The 17362-nt window shown below is 64.4% G+C and carries 21 protein-coding genes; 19 read left to right on the forward strand and 2 right to left on the reverse strand.

The features are described from left to right. Positions 1-4: 4 nt before the first annotated feature. Positions 5-823 (reverse strand): HDOD domain-containing protein, encoded by an 819-nt coding sequence (locus ACK41V_RS08580; protein ID WP_409780628.1) that lies wholly within the window; start codon positions 821-823, stop codon positions 5-7. A gap of 288 nt (positions 824-1111) precedes the next feature. Between ACK41V_RS08580 and ACK41V_RS08585 the strand changes: the two genes are divergently transcribed. The 8 genes from ACK41V_RS08585 to ACK41V_RS08620 all read left to right on the forward strand — a co-directional run bounded on the left by ACK41V_RS08585 (position 1112) and on the right by ACK41V_RS08620 (position 7700). Then, the gene (locus ACK41V_RS08585) at positions 1112-2143 is read left to right on the forward strand and encodes an ABC transporter substrate-binding protein (RefSeq protein ID WP_409780631.1); all 1032 of its coding nucleotides are present in this window, start codon (positions 1112-1114) and stop codon (positions 2141-2143) included. 92 nt (positions 2144-2235) lie between these two features. Then, positions 2236-3060, forward strand: coding sequence for an ABC transporter ATP-binding protein (locus tag ACK41V_RS08590; protein WP_409780634.1), 825 nt, complete (start codon positions 2236-2238; stop codon positions 3058-3060). Positions 3061-3078: 18 nt separating this feature from the next. Further along, positions 3079-3846 (forward strand): ABC transporter permease, encoded by a 768-nt coding sequence (locus ACK41V_RS08595; RefSeq protein ID WP_409780635.1) that lies wholly within the window; start codon positions 3079-3081, stop codon positions 3844-3846. A gap of 333 nt (positions 3847-4179) precedes the next feature. Further along, the gene (locus ACK41V_RS08600; RefSeq protein ID WP_409780638.1) at positions 4180-5211 is read left to right on the forward strand and encodes an ABC transporter substrate-binding protein; all 1032 of its coding nucleotides are present in this window, start codon (positions 4180-4182) and stop codon (positions 5209-5211) included. Positions 5212-5216: 5 nt separating this feature from the next. After that, positions 5217-6197, forward strand: a complete 981-nt coding sequence (locus ACK41V_RS08605; protein WP_409780640.1) for an isopenicillin N synthase family dioxygenase — start codon at positions 5217-5219, stop codon at positions 6195-6197. Continuing rightward, on the forward strand, positions 6194-6616 hold the full coding sequence (locus ACK41V_RS08610) for a VOC family protein (protein ID WP_409780643.1): 423 nt from the start codon (positions 6194-6196) through the stop codon (positions 6614-6616). Before ACK41V_RS08605 ends, ACK41V_RS08610 begins: the two co-directional genes overlap by 4 nt. A 14-nt stretch (positions 6617-6630) precedes the next feature. Next, the gene (locus ACK41V_RS08615) at positions 6631-7182 is read left to right on the forward strand and encodes a nucleoside deaminase (RefSeq protein ID WP_409780646.1); all 552 of its coding nucleotides are present in this window, start codon (positions 6631-6633) and stop codon (positions 7180-7182) included. Between the two features lie 41 nt (positions 7183-7223). Further along, positions 7224-7700 carry a ribosomal protein L7/L12 gene (locus ACK41V_RS08620; RefSeq protein WP_409780649.1) on the forward strand — a complete coding sequence of 159 codons (477 nt, stop codon included), beginning with the start codon at positions 7224-7226 and terminating at the stop codon, positions 7698-7700. 91 nt (positions 7701-7791) lie between these two features. Here the strand turns inward: ACK41V_RS08620 and ACK41V_RS08625 are convergent, their stop codons facing one another. After that, a complete protein-coding gene (locus tag ACK41V_RS08625; protein ID WP_409780651.1) occupies positions 7792-8784 on the reverse strand; it encodes an isopenicillin N synthase family dioxygenase in 993 nt (330 codons plus the stop codon). 20 nt (positions 8785-8804) lie between these two features. On the opposite strand from ACK41V_RS08625, the gene ACK41V_RS08630 reads away from it, so the two are divergent. From ACK41V_RS08630 to ACK41V_RS08680, 11 genes are all read left to right on the forward strand, one after another. Continuing rightward, the gene (locus ACK41V_RS08630) at positions 8805-9152 is read left to right on the forward strand and encodes a hypothetical protein (protein WP_409780654.1); all 348 of its coding nucleotides are present in this window, start codon (positions 8805-8807) and stop codon (positions 9150-9152) included. 85 nt (positions 9153-9237) lie between these two features. Continuing rightward, positions 9238-9765, forward strand: coding sequence for a nucleoside deaminase (locus ACK41V_RS08635; RefSeq protein ID WP_409780657.1), 528 nt, complete (start codon positions 9238-9240; stop codon positions 9763-9765). 62 nt (positions 9766-9827) lie between these two features. Further along, positions 9828-10493, forward strand: a complete 666-nt coding sequence (locus ACK41V_RS08640) for a TetR/AcrR family transcriptional regulator (protein ID WP_409780660.1) — start codon at positions 9828-9830, stop codon at positions 10491-10493. A gap of 149 nt (positions 10494-10642) precedes the next feature. Further along, positions 10643-10945, forward strand: a complete 303-nt coding sequence (locus tag ACK41V_RS08645) for a 2Fe-2S iron-sulfur cluster-binding protein (protein WP_409780663.1) — start codon at positions 10643-10645, stop codon at positions 10943-10945. A 22-nt stretch (positions 10946-10967) separates the two neighbouring features. After that, on the forward strand, positions 10968-11555 hold the full coding sequence (locus ACK41V_RS08650) for an NAD(P)H-dependent oxidoreductase (RefSeq protein ID WP_409780666.1): 588 nt from the start codon (positions 10968-10970) through the stop codon (positions 11553-11555). An 18-nt stretch (positions 11556-11573) separates the two neighbouring features. After that, the gene (locus ACK41V_RS08655) at positions 11574-12884 is read left to right on the forward strand and encodes an amidohydrolase family protein (protein WP_409780669.1); all 1311 of its coding nucleotides are present in this window, start codon (positions 11574-11576) and stop codon (positions 12882-12884) included. Beyond that, entirely contained in the window at positions 12881-13360 is a 480-nt protein-coding gene (locus ACK41V_RS08660) for a RidA family protein (protein ID WP_409780672.1), read from the forward strand. Before ACK41V_RS08655 ends, ACK41V_RS08660 begins: the two co-directional genes overlap by 4 nt. Positions 13361-13391: 31 nt before the next feature. Further along, on the forward strand, positions 13392-14255 hold the full coding sequence (locus ACK41V_RS08665) for a creatininase family protein (RefSeq protein ID WP_409780675.1): 864 nt from the start codon (positions 13392-13394) through the stop codon (positions 14253-14255). Between the two features lie 84 nt (positions 14256-14339). Further along, positions 14340-15344, forward strand: coding sequence for an ABC transporter substrate-binding protein (locus ACK41V_RS08670; RefSeq protein WP_409780678.1), 1005 nt, complete (start codon positions 14340-14342; stop codon positions 15342-15344). 203 nt (positions 15345-15547) lie between these two features. Then, positions 15548-16399, forward strand: coding sequence for an ABC transporter ATP-binding protein (locus ACK41V_RS08675; RefSeq protein ID WP_409780681.1), 852 nt, complete (start codon positions 15548-15550; stop codon positions 16397-16399). 146 nt (positions 16400-16545) lie between these two features. Next, positions 16546-17331, forward strand: coding sequence for an ABC transporter permease (locus tag ACK41V_RS08680; RefSeq protein WP_409780737.1), 786 nt, complete (start codon positions 16546-16548; stop codon positions 17329-17331). The last annotated feature ends 31 nt before the right edge of the window (positions 17332-17362 follow it).

The raw sequence follows: 17362 nt of genomic DNA on the forward strand, positions 1-17362 counted from the left end.
TCCGCTACCTCACATCCACGTCCACAAATCCCGCCACCGGGGGCAGATGCTCGGCCAGCCATTCAGAGTCCAGCTGCAGCGCCTGCTTGATCTCCGCAGGCAGGCTGGCAATGGTGTCGGCGGGAGACTGGGGCTCTTCCAGCCCGATCTCAGCCAGCAGCATGGCAACGTGCAGGATGCCGCCCAGGCGGCAAAAGGGGGTGCATGCCATCGGGTCGTCGGCCGTTTCCAGCGCCAGCACCAGGGTTTCCGGAAACTTCCAGCGGCGGGCCAGCTCGGCAGTGACCTGGGCTTCTGTAAATCCCAGGAGGGTGCGCTCGCGCTCCCAGCGCCCGCCCGCGTGGTGAGGCAAAAGCTCAATGGCGGGAATCTGCTCGGGCGCCTTCTGGGCAATGATCAGCTCGCCCAGCCGCACCAGAAACCCCGCCAGCCACGACTGCTGCACGTCAGATCCCAGCGTGCGGGCCAGCCACTGCGCATAGCCCGCAATGGCCATGCTTTCCTTCCAGAAAGCTGTGGCGTCCACGCCCTCCGCGTCCTTGAACACCCCCGACATACACGCCGCCAGCGCCAGCGTGCGCACCTGGTTGAGCCCCACCATGGTGATCGCGTCGTCCAGCGATGCGACCTGGCGCGGCAGGCCAAAACGGGCGCTGTTGGCCAGGCGGATCAGCTTGGCCGTCAGCGCCGGGTCGCGCGAGATGGCGTTGCGCACTTTCTCGAACGGGATGTCGTCGTCGCGCATGGTGGCAATCAGGTCCCGCGCCACATCGGGCATGGTGGGCAATTGCACGTTTTCAAAAAACTCTGAAACCTTGGGCATGTCGCAGTCCCCCCGGGTGGTGTGTGGATCTTGGAGTCGACTTCGTTGTACCACCGCCATTGGCCAGGGTTCTGCGCGTTTGCCCCATTGCACTTGCGCCACCGCATGCGTTTGCACCATTTCGGGAAACCCTGCATGTCGCCATGCACCACTTCGGTGAACAATGGCCCCCTGCAGGACACCCGCGTCCAGAAACCGGGCATCGTTTTTGCTGAACCCAGCTATGGCTCCTATATGTAGCCAGCACCTTCCCTCCCCGGATTTTTTCTTTGCCTGACAGGAGCCCCTATGAAAAAAAGATTGTTCATGCAAACCGCCGTCGCACTGGCCCTCGTCAGCGGCGCTTCGCTGGCCCAGGCTCAGGCCACGACGCCGATCAAGTTCCAGCTGGACTGGCGTTTTGAAGGCCCTGCCGCACTGTTCCTTCAGCCTGTTGCCAAAGGCTACTTCAAGGCTGCGGGCCTGGATGTGACGGTGGACGCGGGCAATGGCTCCGGCGGCGCCGTGCAGCGCGTGGCATCGGGCACGTATGACATGGGCTTTGCCGACTTGGCTGCCGTCATGGAATTCCACGCCAACAACCCCGACGCGCAGAACAAGCCCGTGGCGGTGATGATGGTCTACAACAACACGCCCGCCTCGGTCATGGCGCTCAAGAAGAGCGGTATCACCAAGCCGGCCGACCTGGCAGGCAAGAAGCTTGGCGCCCCGGTGTTTGATGCAGGCCGCCGCGCGTTCCCCATCTTTCAGAAGGCCAACGGCATCGGCGCTGTGACCTGGACCGCCATGGACCCACCGCTGCGCGAAACCATGCTGGTGCGCGGCGATGTGGACGCCATCACCGGCTTCACCTTTACCTCGCTGCTCAACCTGGAAGCCCGTGGCGCCAAAGCCGCTGACGTGGTGGTGCTGCCGTATGCCGACTTCGGCGTGAAGCTGTATGGCAACGTGATCATCGCGTCTCCGAAGCTGATCAAGGAGAACCCGGCCGCCATCAAGGCGTTCCTGCAAGCATTCTCCAAGGGTGCAAAGGAAGTGATCGCCAACCCCGCAGCCGCCATCGAACACGTGAAGGCGCGCGACGGCATCGTGAACGTGCCGCTCGAAACCCGCCGCCTGCAATTGGCCATCGACACCGTCATCAACAGCCCCGACGCACGCGCCGAAGGTTTCGGCAAGGCCGTGCCCGGCCGCCTGTCGCTGATGGCGTCGCAGGTGTCGGACGCTTTCAATACCAAGACGCGCGTGAACGCCGACGACGTGTGGAACGCCAGCTTCCTGCCCAGCGCGGCCGAGCTGAACATCCTGCCCAAGAAGTAAACGCCGCAACCACAGCGCATTTACTATTATTTTGATAGCTACTAGCGCTTATTGGATAAGCGCTAGCGGCCATTTTTATTCAAATTTCTTCCATGCAGGCTGCTGACTCCTATTTTGTGGACTTCCGCGATGTCTGGCTCGCCTACAACGACGAGCTGCGCGCGCAGAACCACTTTGCCGTCGAGGCCATCGACCTGCAAATCCGCCAGGGTGAATTCATTGCCATCGTCGGCCCCTCGGGCTGCGGCAAGTCCACCTTCATGAAACTGGCTACGGGCCTGAAGATGCCGTCGATGGGCAAGATCCTGATCGACGGCCAGCCGGTGACCGGCCCGCTCAAGATCTCGGGCATGGCGTTTCAGGCGCCTTCGCTGCTGCCCTGGCGCACCACGGTCGACAACGTGCTGCTGCCGCTCGAAATCGTCGAGCCCTATCGCAGCAACTTCAAGCAAAAGCGCAAAGAGTACGAAGAGCGCGCCCGCAAGCTGCTGCAAAAGGTGGGCTTGGGCGGCTACGAAGACAAGTTTCCGTGGCAGCTGTCGGGCGGCATGCAGCAGCGCGCCAGCATTTGCCGCGCGCTCATCCACGAGCCCAAGATGCTGCTGCTGGACGAGCCCTTTGGCGCGCTGGATGCCTTCACGCGCGAAGAGCTGTGGTGCATCCTGCGCGACCTGTGGACCGAGCAGAAATTCAACGTCATCCTGGTCACCCACGACCTGCGCGAGTCGGTCTTTCTGGCCGACACCGTGTACGTAATGAGCAAGAGCCCCGGCCGCTTTGTGGTGAAGCGCGAGATCGAACTGCCCCGCCCACGCGAGCTGGAAGTCACCTACACCAAGGAATTCTCGGACATCGTGCACGAGCTGCGTGGCCACATCGGCGCACTCCGAAAAGTCGGCGCGCCCCTTTCGCAATAAACCAGTCGACCCCAACCCATGCACAAGAAAACCGTAGAACGCTGGTCGCCGTGGCTGCTGCTGGTGGCCATCATCCTGCTGTGGCAGATCATCTGCTCGGCCTTCAGCGTCCCAGAATTTCTGTTCCCCAGCCCCTGGGTCATCGCCACACAGCTGGTCGAGTTCGCAGGCGTTATTTCTGCCCACGCCTGGCGCACCTACTGGGTCACCATGGCGGGCTTTGGCATTGCCATCGTCGTCGGTGTGCTGCTGGGTTTTGTCATCGGCAGTTCGCGCCTGGCCTACGCCGCGGTGTACCCGCTGATGACCGCCTTCAACGCGCTGCCCAAGGCGGCGTTCGTGCCCATCCTGGTGGTGTGGTTCGGCATTGGTGTGGGCCCGGCCATCCTCACGGCCTTCCTCATCAGCTTCTTCCCCATCATGGTCAACATTGCCACCGGTCTAGCCACGCTGGAGCCCGAGCTGGAAGATGTTTTGCGCGTGCTGGGCGCCAAGCGCTGGGACGTGCTGACCAAGGTGGGCCTGCCACGCTCCATGCCGTATTTCTTTGGCTCGCTCAAGGTCGCCATCACGCTGGCGTTTGTGGGCACCACGGTCAGCGAGATGACGGCTGCCAACGAGGGCATTGGCTACCTGCTCATCAGCGCGGGCTCGTCCATGCAAATGGGCCTCGCGTTTGCGGGCCTGATGGTGGTGGGCGCCATGGCCATGGTGATGTACGAACTGTTCAGCTGGATCGAAAAGCGCACCACGGGGTGGGCGCACCGGGGGTCGCAGGGAGAGTGATCCGCCCCCCGCGCTTCGCTGCAACGCAGCCCCATGCCCCGTTGCCGACGGGGCATTTTTTTGCCTGAACCACCAGGGTGAAGCGCATCGTGTGGCACAGAAGCTGCTAAGTCTTCACCAAGAGTAGAAGCGTTCACCGTGAATGGACTGCGCGCGCACCGCCAAGGTGCCCTGCGCGTTCGCCACGTCCGGAAATTGCTCTTGAAGATCCACTCCGCGCGTCGCCCTGGTGCGCTCCACGGTGTGGGCTGTGTCTTCAAGATCGCCGGCCGTCCACGCAGGTTCTTGCAGACACCGCCAGTTTGTTGTTGCCAACCTGTCACGGAGTCCCAGATGAAACGTCGTTCCCTCCTCCACGCGGCTGGTGCCGCCGCCTTTGTCGGTGCCGCCTCTCCCCTCGCATTCGCCCAAGGCAGCCTGCAAAAGTTCAAGTTCAACCTGGGCTGGAAGATCGAAGCCTCGGGCGCTGGCTTTTTGCTGGCGCACCAGCGGGGCTACTACAAGGACGCGGGGCTGGACGTAGCCATCGACACCGGCAATGGTTCGGCGTCGGCCATCAGCCTGGTGGCGGGCGGTGCGTATGACGTGGCTTCGGCCGACCTGTCGACCATGATCGAGTTCAACACCGCCAACCCGCAGGCACGCCTGGCGGCCGTGGCGATTCAGTACGACCTGAACCCCAACTCCGTGATGGTGCGCAAGGACGGCGCGATCAAGAAGCCATCGGATCTGGCGGGCAAGACTATCCTGGGCCAGCCCTTCAATGCATCGCGCAAGCTGTTTCCAGTCTTTGCCAAGGCGCAGGGTTTTGACCCTAGTGGCGTGAAATGGGAGAACGTGGCGCCAGACATTGGCGACACGCGTTTTGTCAAAGGTGATTTCGATGCAGCGGCGTATTTTTTCTTCACAGGGCTGCTCAACCTCAAGGCCCGTGGCTTGAGGCCTGAGCAGCTCACGGTGTTCCGCTTTTCTGACTTCGGTATGAGGTCGTACGGCAACGGGCTGATTGCCAACCCCAAGAGCATGCAGGACGCACCCGATGCGATGAAGGCGTTTGTGAAAGCCACCACGCGCGGCTGGATTGATGCCATTGCCGACCCCAAGGCCGGTGCCGCAGCCATCAAAGCACGCGAGCCGCTGGCCAATGAGGCCATCGAGCTGGAGCGCCTACAGCTCATTGTGGACGGCACCATGAAGACCGACGAGACCCGCGCCAACGGCTGGGGCGCCGCCACGCCCACCCGCCTGCAAGCCACCATCGACGAGACCGTGGCCGCGTTTGGCCTCAAGTCCAGCCTGGCAGTGGCCGACATCTGGACCGACCGCTTTTTGCCAACCGCCGCAGACCGTAAGCTCAAGGCCTGACGACCATGGGCATCCCGCTGATCGACCTTGCAGGCGCGCTGCCGATGGGCGCGCCGCGCGGTGCAGAAGTGGCAGCGCAGTTGCGCAAGGCCTGCATGGGGCCAGGCTTCTTCTATGTCACGCACCATGGTGTGCCACAGGAGCTAATTGCACAGCAGTTTGCGCTGGCGGCCCGGTTTTTTGACCTGCCGTTGGCAGACAAGCTGGCCATCTCGCTGCACCAGTCGCCATCGATGCGCGGCTACGAAAGCCTGGGCGGCCAGACGCTGGACGCCGCAGCGCGCCCCGACCTCAAAGAAAGCTTTTACTGCGGGCTGGACTACCCGCCAAACCACCCGTACGTGCAGCGTGGCTACCACTCGTACGGCACCAACCAGTGGCCCGCGCCACTGCCCGCGCTGGCCCCGCAGTGCAGGGCCTACATTGCGGCGATGCAGGCCCTGGCCCTGCGGCTCATGCAGTTGATGGCGCTGTCGCTGGACCTGCCCGAAGACTATTTCGACCACACGCACCAGAACCCCATGCTCACGCTGCGGCTGCTGCGCTACCCGCCGCACCCCGAGGGCGCAGACGCGTTGACCTTTGGTGCAGGCGAACACACCGACTGGGGCGCCATCACCTTGCTGGCGCAAGACCACCATGGCGGGCTGGAGGTCAAACTGCCCAGCGGCGAGTGGGTGGCGGCCACGCCCGTGCAAGGCGCGCTGGTGGTGAACCTGGGCGACATGATTCCACGCTGGACCAACGGGCTTTACCGGTCCAACCCGCACCGCGTGCGCAACGTGCACAGCGCAGGCGCACCGCGGCATTCCATCCCGTTTTTCTACACGCCAGACTACGAAGCGCAGGTCAGCGCGGTCGCCACCTGCATCCCCACAGGCGAAACCCCGCGCTTTGCGCCGTGCACAGTGGGCGAACACCTCCAGGCCATGTACAAGAAGACCTATGGGTTGCAGCCTGGCAGCAAAGCAGCGGTGATGGCATGAAGCTCTGGTTCAACCTCTTTTGCCAGGACATCGACGCCCAGCAGCAGTTCTACCAGGCACTGCTGCAGCTGCCAGAGGCCGTGGGCACACGGTCTCCCATCTACCGTGCCGTGGAGACCGAGAGTTTTCAGCTCGGGTTCAACGCACCTGCCGCCTACGCGCTGCTGGGGCTGGGCGACCGCACACCTCCAGACGGACAGCAGAGCGCGGTCACCGGCTACGCCACCTTCATGCTCGACAGCCCCGACGCTGTGACTGCTGCCAGCCACCACGCAGCTGCCCTGGGCGGGCGGATCGTCAAAGCGCCGTACGCCACGTACTACGGCCAATGGCAGACCGTGTTGGCCGACCCGGAAGACAATGTGTTTCGGCTCAGCGCCATGGGTTTGCCCGCTGCGGGCGCGGCCACGGAGCCTTGACCTCACACCTTGCCATGCACACCACACCAACCAACTCACCCCATCGCACATCGCCGCTGGACGCGGAGGCGGCCCCGTGGCCCTGGCCCGCCGAGCGACTGCAACGCCACCTGCAGCGCGCCGACGCCGTGGCGCGGCGCGCCATGTCCATGGGGCGGCACCCCTTTGGCGCCTTGCTGGTGGCGCCCGATGGCGAAACCGTGCTGGCCGAGCAAGGCAACATCGACACGGCTAACCACGCCGAATCCACGCTGGCACGCACGGCTGCGGCCAACTGGCCGGGGCCCTATCTGGCGCACTGCACGCTGGTCACCACCTTTGAGCCCTGCGCCATGTGCGCGGGCACTATTTACTGGGCGGGCATCGGGCGGGTGGTGTTTGGGGCGCAAGAGTCTGCCCTGCTCGCGCTGACCGGCAACCACCCCGAGAACCCCACGCTGTCCTTGCCCTGCCGAGAGGTCTTTGCCAGCGGGCAGCGACAGGTGCTGGTGGAGGGGCCGGTGGCGCAGGCAGAGCAGGCCATGCTGCAAACCCACCAAGGGTTCTGGGAGCAACGGGGCGCGTGATACAACCGCCTTGGCGCACCTGCCGCATCAAGGAGTCCTTCATGTTCAAACCCGGGGATCCCCTGCCACCCGCGGTGCTCGCGTCTCTTGCCCAGGGCCGCACCATCGACGCCATCAAACAGTTGCGCGAGGCCCATGGCCTCTCGCTGAAAGAAGCCAAGGACATTGTTGATGCGCATGCGCGCCCCGCCGCCGCATCGCACTCCGCTTCACACTCCGCCATGCCACGCCCCACGGGGTTCACCGCGTCCACCGCCATGGGCAGCGTGCCCGACACCGTGCAACACGCATTGGCGCAGGGCAACAAGATCGAAGCCATCCGCCTGCTGCGCGAACACGCAGGCATTGGCCTCAAGGAGGCGAAAGACCGGGTGGACGCGCTGGATGTTTCTCGCCAGCGCCACGCAGACGGCCTGGCGCCCGGCGAAATGTCCCGCAAAACAGGGGCTTTGACATGGGTTGCGGTCGCGGCGATTGTGGTGCTGAGCGCCTATGCATACCTGCGCTCCGGTGCGTAGCGCCAAGCCTGTACCGTTCCCGCCCCACACCGGCACCACCATGCAACGCACTTGAGCGCGTGGCATGGCCTTGCATGGATTGGCCGCAGTTTCAGTAGGTCTTGAAGTTGGCTGCGACGCGCTGGTTGAGGTAGTCGCCCGCGGCAATGGCCGGGTACTTCTTGCGGGGGCCTTCGATGATGGCGTCGCGGTTGGCCTGCGCAAAAAACGCAATGCTGTAGCGCGGGCCCATGTATTCACCGGGCAGCGGGTTCTTCACGCGGTGGAAGTTGCTGGGCAATTGGTCATCGCTCCAGCGCATCAGCATGTCACCGATGTTGCAGGTGATGGCTTCTTCATCCGGGGTGACCGAAGTCCAGGCCTGGCTGTCCATCTCTTTGCCCGGGCACACCTGCAGCCCGCCCTGCCCTTGGCGCTGGAACAGCAAGGTCAGGCAGTCAAAGTCAGTGTGGGCTCCGGCGCGCCACAAACCCAAACTGGCCTGCTGCTCGGGCGGCGTTGCAAAGTAATGCAGCAGCCGCAAGGTGCTTTGGTAGCTGGCCTGCGCCGGGTCGTGCGCGCGCTGAAAGAACGCCTCATCAAACCCCAGCTTCCACGCAAAACATGACAGCACCTGCATCGCCACGTGCCAACATTTGCCTTCAAACGCGAGCAGCGCGGACTGGAACCCCGCCAACTCCGCATCGGTGGGCCACAAGCCGTCCATGTGCGGGCGGGTGATCTGGTAGGACTCCTTCTGGTCCGGCGTACCGGTGGAGGGGCGCACCTGCGCTCGGCTCTCCCACCCCACGTTCAAGGCCTTCTTCAAGGGGTACTGGGCTTTCACAGACTCGGGCAGCGCAAAGAAGCGCTCGGTCATGGCAAAGGCGTTGCGCACCTCGGCCAAGTCAATGCCGTGGTTCACGATCTGGAAAAAGCCGACATCTACGGCGGCGTCCCACAGCTGATCAGCGATCTCGGTTTTGCGCTGCGCAAAGTCCGACAAGTCAATGCGCCGGATCTCGCGGTTGCCGGTTTCCGAGCCCATCGCGCCCATGCGCGTTTCTTTCTGCAGCTCGTCGAGTGGGTAAGGGTTGGGGGTCATGCGGTTCTCCTGAAGACAAAGTGGATGAAGTGAACACCTCCCGCTCCACGCTTCAAAAATGCGACCCGCTGCTTGCGACTGCTCGTGCAGGTTTCCTCTTGTCGCTACAAGGCAAGGCCGATCTCATCCTGAAGCCAGGGTGCGCCACGCGCACCGCAGGGTGCGGGCTTCAAGAGCAATTTCCGGCTGACCTGGCCCACATGCACAAGGGCATGAGCGGCTGCGCAGTGAACGCTTCTACTCTTGCAAACGGCCATGCAAGAAGAATGCCCACCCCCGCCTTTGGGCACCTCTGCAATGCGCCGTCTTTGCGCGAAAAGAAGCATGCATACATGTCACTGTTTGTTATTGGCATGCCAAATGCATAGCGATGGCAACAGCAATGGCGGGCATGCCGGCCGCACGACGTTGCGCCACCGATCCCGACCATCACGCCATCCACGGAGACAACCCATGCACGCCCTCTTGTCCGCAGCCCCCACCGATCTGGACGACCCCACGCCCCTCAACGACACCGACGGCACCTACCTGCGCCAAGCCATCGCCTGGTCGTGCACGGCACGCGCACGCGGCAACCGTCCTTTTGGAGCGGTGGTGATCAGCGCCGACGGCGAGCTGCTGGCCGAGGCCTACTGCAACACCACCGAGACGGGCGACTGCACAGGCCATGCCGAAACCAATGCCGTGCGCCAACTCAGCCCCAGTGTGGGCCGCGATGCGCTTGCCAAGGCCACGCTGTACTCATCGGCAGAGCCTTGCGTGATGTGCGCAGGCGCCATTTTTTGGTCGGGCATTGGCCGGGTGGTGTTTGGCATCGACGCCGTGCGCCTGCGCGTTTTCCGCGGTGAACGCGGGGAACAACGTGACGCCGAGCTGTCGTGCCGCGACGTGTTTGCGGCCTCGCCCCACGCCATCGAATGCATCGGCCCGGCCCTGATCGAAGAGTCCAGCGCACCACACATCGGTTTCTGGAAAACCTGACCCCCGGTGAGCAAGCAACGGCGAGAATCAGCACCTTCTTCGCCGACCCCATTCCATTCCCCATGACCGAACCCGAAACCGACAGCGGCAGCAATGTCTCCGGCGCCTTGCTCAGCCGCTCCAAACAGGGGCGCGAGCGCATTCTGGCGGCCATCCGCGAGGCGGCCATTGCAGAGTTCAGCCGCCACGGGTTCAAGGGCGCGTCCACCAAGGCCATTGCCGAACGCGCGGGGCTGACCAAGCCGCAGCTTCACTACTACATCAGCAGCAAAGAAGAACTGTATGAAGAGCTGCTGTACTCTGTGCTCAATGGGTGGTCCGGCGCTTTCATCTTTGACAACAACAGCGACGACCCCAAAAAGGTGCTGACGAGCTACGTGCGCAAGAAACTCGACTACGCGCTGGACAACCCCGGCCTGTCGCGCATCTTTACCACCGAGGTGCTGGGCGGTGGGCGCAACCTGGGCAAATACTGGCCCGTGGCCGTCAAGTCCACGCAGCAGAAGGTGGAGCTGATCGACCGCTGGATCGCCGAGGGCCGCATGCGCGCCGTCAACCCCACGCTGCTGCTCATGCAGATTTGGGGCATGACGCAGCACTACGCCGACTACGGCGTGCAGGTGCACATCATGCTGGGCCTGGCACCCGACGAAGCCATCGACCGCGAGCCCATCGTGCGCGAACTCACCACTTTTGTGCTGTTGGGCTGCGGGCTCGCACCAGATTAAACACATCGCGCCCGGTTGCGGGCATCGCCACCAGTTCTCGCAGCCCTTGACGCAGGGCAAGCCCTCGTAACGCGCCGAAACCCGCTCCTGGCCTTGCTGGCACAGCGTTTGCATTAGTTTGACCAATCGATCAAATCAAATGGTCAAAAATGCAAACCATCAGCCCAACGCCACCTTCGGCGGCCACCGAAACCACCTTTGAACTGGTGCTCGCCCGCAGCCAGATGCGGTTGCCCGTGGGCCCCGGCGAAAGCATGGCCGACGTGCTGCAACTGGCGGGTGTGGCCATCGAGACGCTGTGTGAACAAGGCGTGTGTGGCACCTGCGTGACGCGCTGGCTGGACGGCGCCCCCGACCACCGCGACAGCTGCCTGAGTGCCGACGAGCAGGCCACCCAGGTTGCGGTGTGCTGCGCACGCAGCCACAGCGCCACGCTGACGCTTGATCTCTGACCCGGCTCGAAGGACACCCGCCATGCGCATCCTCGTCATCTATTGCCACCCGGTCGAAACCAGCTACAACGCCGCCCTGCACACCGAGGTGGTGAGCAACCTGCGCAGCGCGGGGCATGAGGTGGACGACTGCGACCTGTACGCCGAGGGCTTCAACCCCGTGCTGACGCGCGAAGAGCGCCTGGGCTACCACGACGTGCCCAGCAACCGCCTGCCGGTGCAAGGCTATGTAGATCGCCTGTTGTGGGCCGAGGCGGTGGTGTTCTGCTTTCCCACCTGGTGCTTTGGCATGCCCGCCATGCTCAAAGGTTTTTTTGACCGCGTTCTGATGCCCGGGGTGGCCTTTGACATCAGCGACCCGAACAACGTCAAGCCCTCGCTCACACACATCAAGCGCATTTCTGCCGTAGTCACCTACGGCCGCGCACGCTGGACGGCCATGCTCATGGGCGACCCGCCACGCAAGTCCATCACGCGTTACCTGCGCCTGCTCACAGGCGGAAAGGCGCGGGTCAGCTACCACGCGTACTACCACATGAATGTTGCAACACCTGTGCGCCTGGCCGCTTTCAAGACCCGGGTGGGGCAGGCCATGGCGCGGTTCGCCTGACGCAACGAAAGCATCGGCATGCACACATCCAACACCCCTGACCACATCGTTGGCGCACGGCTGCCCCGGTGGCTGTTGCCGCAGCACTGGCCTGCAGCGGGCCACCAGCCCGCGCTGGCTACCGTGCATCTGTCCCTTGGCAAGGTACAGGACATCACTCCTTGCGACCCTGCCGCGGCCCTGCACGGCACCACGTGGGACGTGGCTGGTGCCCTGGTGCTGCCGGGCCTGGTCGATGCCCACACCCATCTGGACAAGGCCTTCACCCTGCCCCGCATGGGTATCGTCAAGCCCGGCCTGCTGGGTGCCATCGACGCCATGATGGTGGACCGCCAAAGCTGGACCGAGGCCGACATCCACGCCCGAGCCAGCCGCGCCCTGCAGTGGGCCTACGAAGCGGGCACCGTGCACGTGCGCACCCACTGCGACTGGTGGGAGCCCGATGCCAAACCGCTCGCTTGGAACGTGTTGCGAGAGCTGGCCCACGACTGGGCGGACCGCATCACGCTGGAACGCGTGGGCCTGATCCCGCTGCATCTGTACGCCGACCGCAGCACCGCCATGCGCCTGGCCGCCACGGTGGCTGCCAGCGGCCCCGGCGCCTTGCTGGGCGGGTTTGTGCACTCCACCAACTGGAACTCCCAGGCCCTGCGCCACCTGTTCGAGGCTGCGCAGCACCACGGACTGAACGTGGACTTGCATGTGGACGAAGAGCTGCACCCGGGCGCCCTGGGGCTGGCCACCACCGCGGCGCTTTTGAAAGAGCTACGGTTCGAAGGCCATGTGGTTTGCGGCCACACCTGCGCACTGGCCGCGCAGGATGAAACCACGGCACTCGCCACGCTGGATGCGGTGGCGCAAAGCCCCATCACCCTGGTGACGCTGCCCATCACCAACCTGCTGCTGCAGGACGCCACCACTGGCCGCACGCCGCGCCAGCGCGGCCTCACGCTGATCAAGGAGGCCCGCGCACGCGGTATCCCGGTGCTGGTGGCCAGCGACAACGTGCAAGACCCGTTCTGCCCCGTGGGCAGCTTTGACCCGCTGGAGGCTCTTGCCACCGGCGTGCTGGCCGCGCAACTGGACGCGCCGTTCGACCAGTGGAGTGAATCGCTGTGCCGCGCCGACTGGATGCGCCGGGGCACACCCGCACTGCCATTGCAGGCTGGCGACCCGGCTGACTTGCTGGTGTTCACCCAGGCCGACCACTGGGGCTTTCCATCGCGCTCACAAGGCCGCGTGGTGCTGCGCCAGGGCCGCGTCGCCAGTGGCCATGCACCTGCCGCCTGGCATGTGCCCACACCCCAATTGACAAGGAGCCCGGCATGACCGCCCCCACACCTGCCACACCCATCACACCGGGCATCGCCCAGCCCCTGGCCCGCTACGCCGCCTGGCGCCGCGCAGGCGACTTCATCTACCTGAGCGGAATCATCGCCGTGGACCCCACCGCCAGCCGCATCGTGCGCGGCTATGCCGACATTCCCGACGACGCCGCCACGCTGGTCGGCCGTACCGGCGAGTTCAGCAGCGACATCAAAGAGGGCCCCATCCTTGCGCAAAGCTGGTACGTGCTCGACCGCATCCGCCAGACCATCGAAGCCGCAGGCGGCCAGATGTCCGACGTATTCAAGCTGGTGCAGTACTTCAAGAACCTGGACCACTTTCCCCAGTACAGCCGGGTGCGCAAGCTGTTCTTCCCGGGCGAACCGCCCGCCTCCACCGTAGTGGAAGTGAGCGGCATGTTGCCCACGCCAGACATCCTGATCGAAGTCGAAGCGACCGCGTATCTGCCGCAGCGCTGATCCACCCCCTACACCTCCACGAAAGTCTCACATGCTGCACGGCTACAACCCGCCCCACCGCTACCTGCCCTACCTGAGCTGGACCGAAATCGTCGACCTGCCGGACAAGGAGAACACCGTCATCGTGCTGCCCACGGGCGCCACCGAGCAGCACGGCCCGCACCTGCCCTGCGCGGTGGACACGGTCATCAGCGCGGGCGTGGTGGGCCATGCGCTGGCGCGTTTGCCCGCAGATATCCCCGCCTTTGCGATGGCGCCCATCACCTACGGTAAGTCCGAAGAGCACCTGCACTTTCCCGGCACCGTCACGCTGAGCGGCGAGACCCTGCTGGCCACCATGAACGAGGTGGGTGAGTCGGTATACCGCGCGGGCTTTCGCAAGCTGCTGTTCGTCAACGGCCACGGCGGCCAGCCGCAGGTGATGGAGATGTGCGCGCGCGAGCTGCGCCTGCGCCACGGCGACTTCATCGTGGTGCCCAGCTTCACCTGGCGCGTGCCGCACGTGGCGGGTAAATATTTGTCGGACAAAGAAAAGCGCCTGGCCATGCACGCCGGCCATGCCGAAACGGCGCTGATGCTGGCCCTGGCCCCCGACACCGTGCACATGGAACGTGCGGTGGTCAACTACCCGCCCGTTTTTGATTCGCCCCTGCTCTCGCCCGACGGCCGCCCCGCCTGCGCCTGGAGCGCACGCGACTTTGGCCCCAGCGGAATCATTGGCGACCCGCTGCCCGCCACGGCCGAGCAGGGCCACGCCATCCTCGATTCGCTGGCCGTGAGCTGGGCCGCCGCCATTACCGAACTGCACAAGCTGCAGTGGGCCGCGCGCCCCGAAGCCACCTGGGGCCGCGCCAATCACACCGGCCATGTGGAGCACTCGTCCGCACTGGCCTGAAACCTGCGAACGCAGCCCCAGCCCACTTCGTTTTTCCCTCGTTGCCCCTTCGTTCACCCTCCACCACCCTACCGGAGCACTGCCATGATGAAGACCGCCTCCCGCCTTTCCAAACTTGGTGCAGCCGCGCTGCTCGCTGTTGGTGCCGTCGGCACCATGTCGGGCACTGCGCACGCGCAGGAAAAGTTCACCTACATGACCAACTGGTATGCGCAGGCCGAGCACGGCGGCTTCTACCAAGCGGTGGCCACGGGCCTGTACAAAAAGTACGGCCTCGATGTGACCATCAAGATGGGCGGCCCGCAGGTCAACATCGTGCAAATGATGGCTGCAGGCCAGGCCGAATGCGTGATGGGATCGAGCGACCTGCAGATGATCCAGATGCGTGAAGGCGGCGTGCCCGTGGTCAACGTGGCCGCGGTGTTCCAGAAAGACCCGCAGGTGCTCATCGCGCACGAGGACGTGAAGAAGTTTGAAGACCTTAAGGGAAAAACCATCCTCATCGCGTCGTCAGCCCAGCGCGGCTACTGGCCTTGGCTCAAGGCCAAGTACGGCTTCACCGATTCGCAGACGCGCCCCTACACCTTCAACATCCAGCCCTTCGTGGCCGACAAGAACACGGCCCAGCAGGGCTACCTGACGTCGGAGCCGTTTGCCATTGCCAAGGCAGGCGTCAAGGCCAACACGCTGATGTTCAGCGACCAGGGCTACCCCGCGTATGCCACCACCATCTCGTGCATGGAAAAGACGGTGAAGGAACGCAGCGCTGCCGTGGCCTCGTTCGTCAAGGCATCGATGGAAGGCTGGAAGAGCTACCTGAACGACCCGGCTCCCGCCAACGCCCTCATCAAGAAGGACAACCCCAACATGACCGACGAGCAGCTCGCGTACAGCGTGGCCAAGCTCAAGGAACTGGGCATGGCCACGGGCGGTGACGCCGCCACCATGGGCATCGGCATCATGACCGACACCCGCGCCAAGGCGAGCTATGACTTCCTGGTCGAGACCAAGCTCATTGATCCTGCCAAGGTCAAGCTGGCCGAGACGTACACAACGAGCTTCGTCAAAGACCTGAAGGTTCTTCCCTGAATCGATGAACTAGCTTCGAGCCGTCCACCCCCACTCCACCCGTTCACGCTGAGCATGTCGAAGCGCCGCGCGAGGCTTCGACAGGCTCAGCCCGAACGGTGGTGGGATGGGACCTGGTGGATCGAAAGCGACCCCAACCGCCACCCCAGCCCTGACACAGCAGCCGTATCACACACGGCGGCTGCATCCATCGAAAGGCGACCATGACATCCCCCGCTGAATCTCCGCCGCTGACAGCCAACGCCAGCACCTCCTCGTCCGCGCACCGTTCCACGCCCGCCGTGGAAGTGCTGTCTGCCGAAAAAACCTACCCCAATGGCACCCAGGCCCTGTTGCCGGTGGACCTGACCATCGAGGAAGGTGAGTTCGTCACGCTGCTCGGCCCCTCGGGTTGTGGCAAAAGCACGTTGCTCAAAATGGTGGCGGGCCTGCTGGAACCCACCGACGGCCGCCTGCACCTGTGGCGCAAGCCCGTAGCGCAGCTGGAAGAAAGCGGCAAGAAGATGGCGTTTGTGTTCCAGTCGCCCACGCTCATGCCGTGGGCCAGCGTGCAAACCAATGTGCGGCTGCCGCTGGGCCTGGCGGGCTTGCCCCGAAAGGACGCAGATGCCCGCGTGGCCGAGGCGCTGGCGCTGGTGGGCCTATCCAAGTTCGCCAACGCCCTGCCCCGCGCGCTGTCGGGCGGCATGCAGATGCGCGTGTCGATTGCGCGTGGCCTGGTCACGCAGCCCGACCTGCTGCTGATGGACGAGCCCTTTGGCGCGCTGGACGAAATCACGCGCCACAAGCTTGATGCGGACTTGCTAGACCTGTGGCGCAAGAAAAAACTCACCGTGATCTTCGTGACCCACTCCATCCACGAGGCGGTGTTCCTCTCCAGCCGCGTGGTCATGATGGCCGCGCGCCCCGGCCGCGTGGTGGAAGAGTTCCACATCGACGCGCCCTACCCGCGCACCGCCGACTTCATGGTGTCGCCCGAGTTCAGCCGCTACGCCAAGCAACTGCAGGACAGCCTGCTGCGCGCCAGCGTGGACACCGAGGAGACCGTGGCATGAGCACCCCTTTCCCTTCCGCTCCGATGGCGTCGCCAGTGGCAGCCCCCGTGGTGACGTCCAGCCCCACAGCCGCCGCCCGAACGGCCACACCGCAGGCCGCCCCTGCCAAGCCCGCCGCCAAGCCCACACCCAAGCGACTACCGCTGATGGCCCAGCCCCGCGTGCAGCGCGTGGTCTACCCCCTGCTCGTCGGCATGGTGCTGGTGGCGTTGTGGCAAGGCCTGGTCACGGGGCTGGAGCTTCCCCCCTACCTCGTGCCCTCGCCCGTCCTGATGATGAAGACGCTGTTCACCGACTGGGCCGCGCTGGGTGGCTCGCTGTGGGTCACCGTCAAGATCACGGTGCTGGCCTTTGTGGTCGCCACCGTGGCGGGCGTTCTGATCTCGTTCCTGTTTGTGCAGAGCAAACGCATCGAAACGGCCTTGTTCCCCTACGCCGTGCTGCTGCAGGTCACGCCCATCGTGGCCGTGGCGCCGCTGATCATCATCTGGGTGAAGGACCCGATGGCGTCGATGGTGATCTGCGCCGCGCTGGTGGCGCTGTTTCCCATCATCAGCAACACCACGCTGGGCCTGCGCAGCGTGGAGCCTGATTTGCAAAGCTACTTCCAGCTCAACCGCGCCACGCGCATGCAGACCCTGCTGCGCCTGCGCATACCGAGCGCACTGCCCTACTTCTTCGGGGGGTTGCGCATCTCCAGCGGGCTGGCGCTCATCGGCGCTGTGGTGGCCGAGTTTGTGGCCGGCACCGGCGGCCAGGGCGCCGGGCTGGCGTATCAGATTTTGCAGGCGGGCTTTCAGCTCAACATACCGCGCATGTTCGCCGCGCTGTTGCTGATATCGCTGACCGGCGTGGCGCTGTTCGCGCTCATGGCCTGGGGCACCAGAGCAGCCCTCGGCGGCTGGCACGCGAGCGAAAACTCGCACGACTAGTGTTCTGTCCCGTAAATAGATGCCAAAAATA

The organism is Acidovorax sp., from assembly GCF_046291265.1.
In the GTDB taxonomy this organism is placed as follows: domain Bacteria; phylum Pseudomonadota; class Gammaproteobacteria; order Burkholderiales; family Burkholderiaceae_C; genus Acidovorax.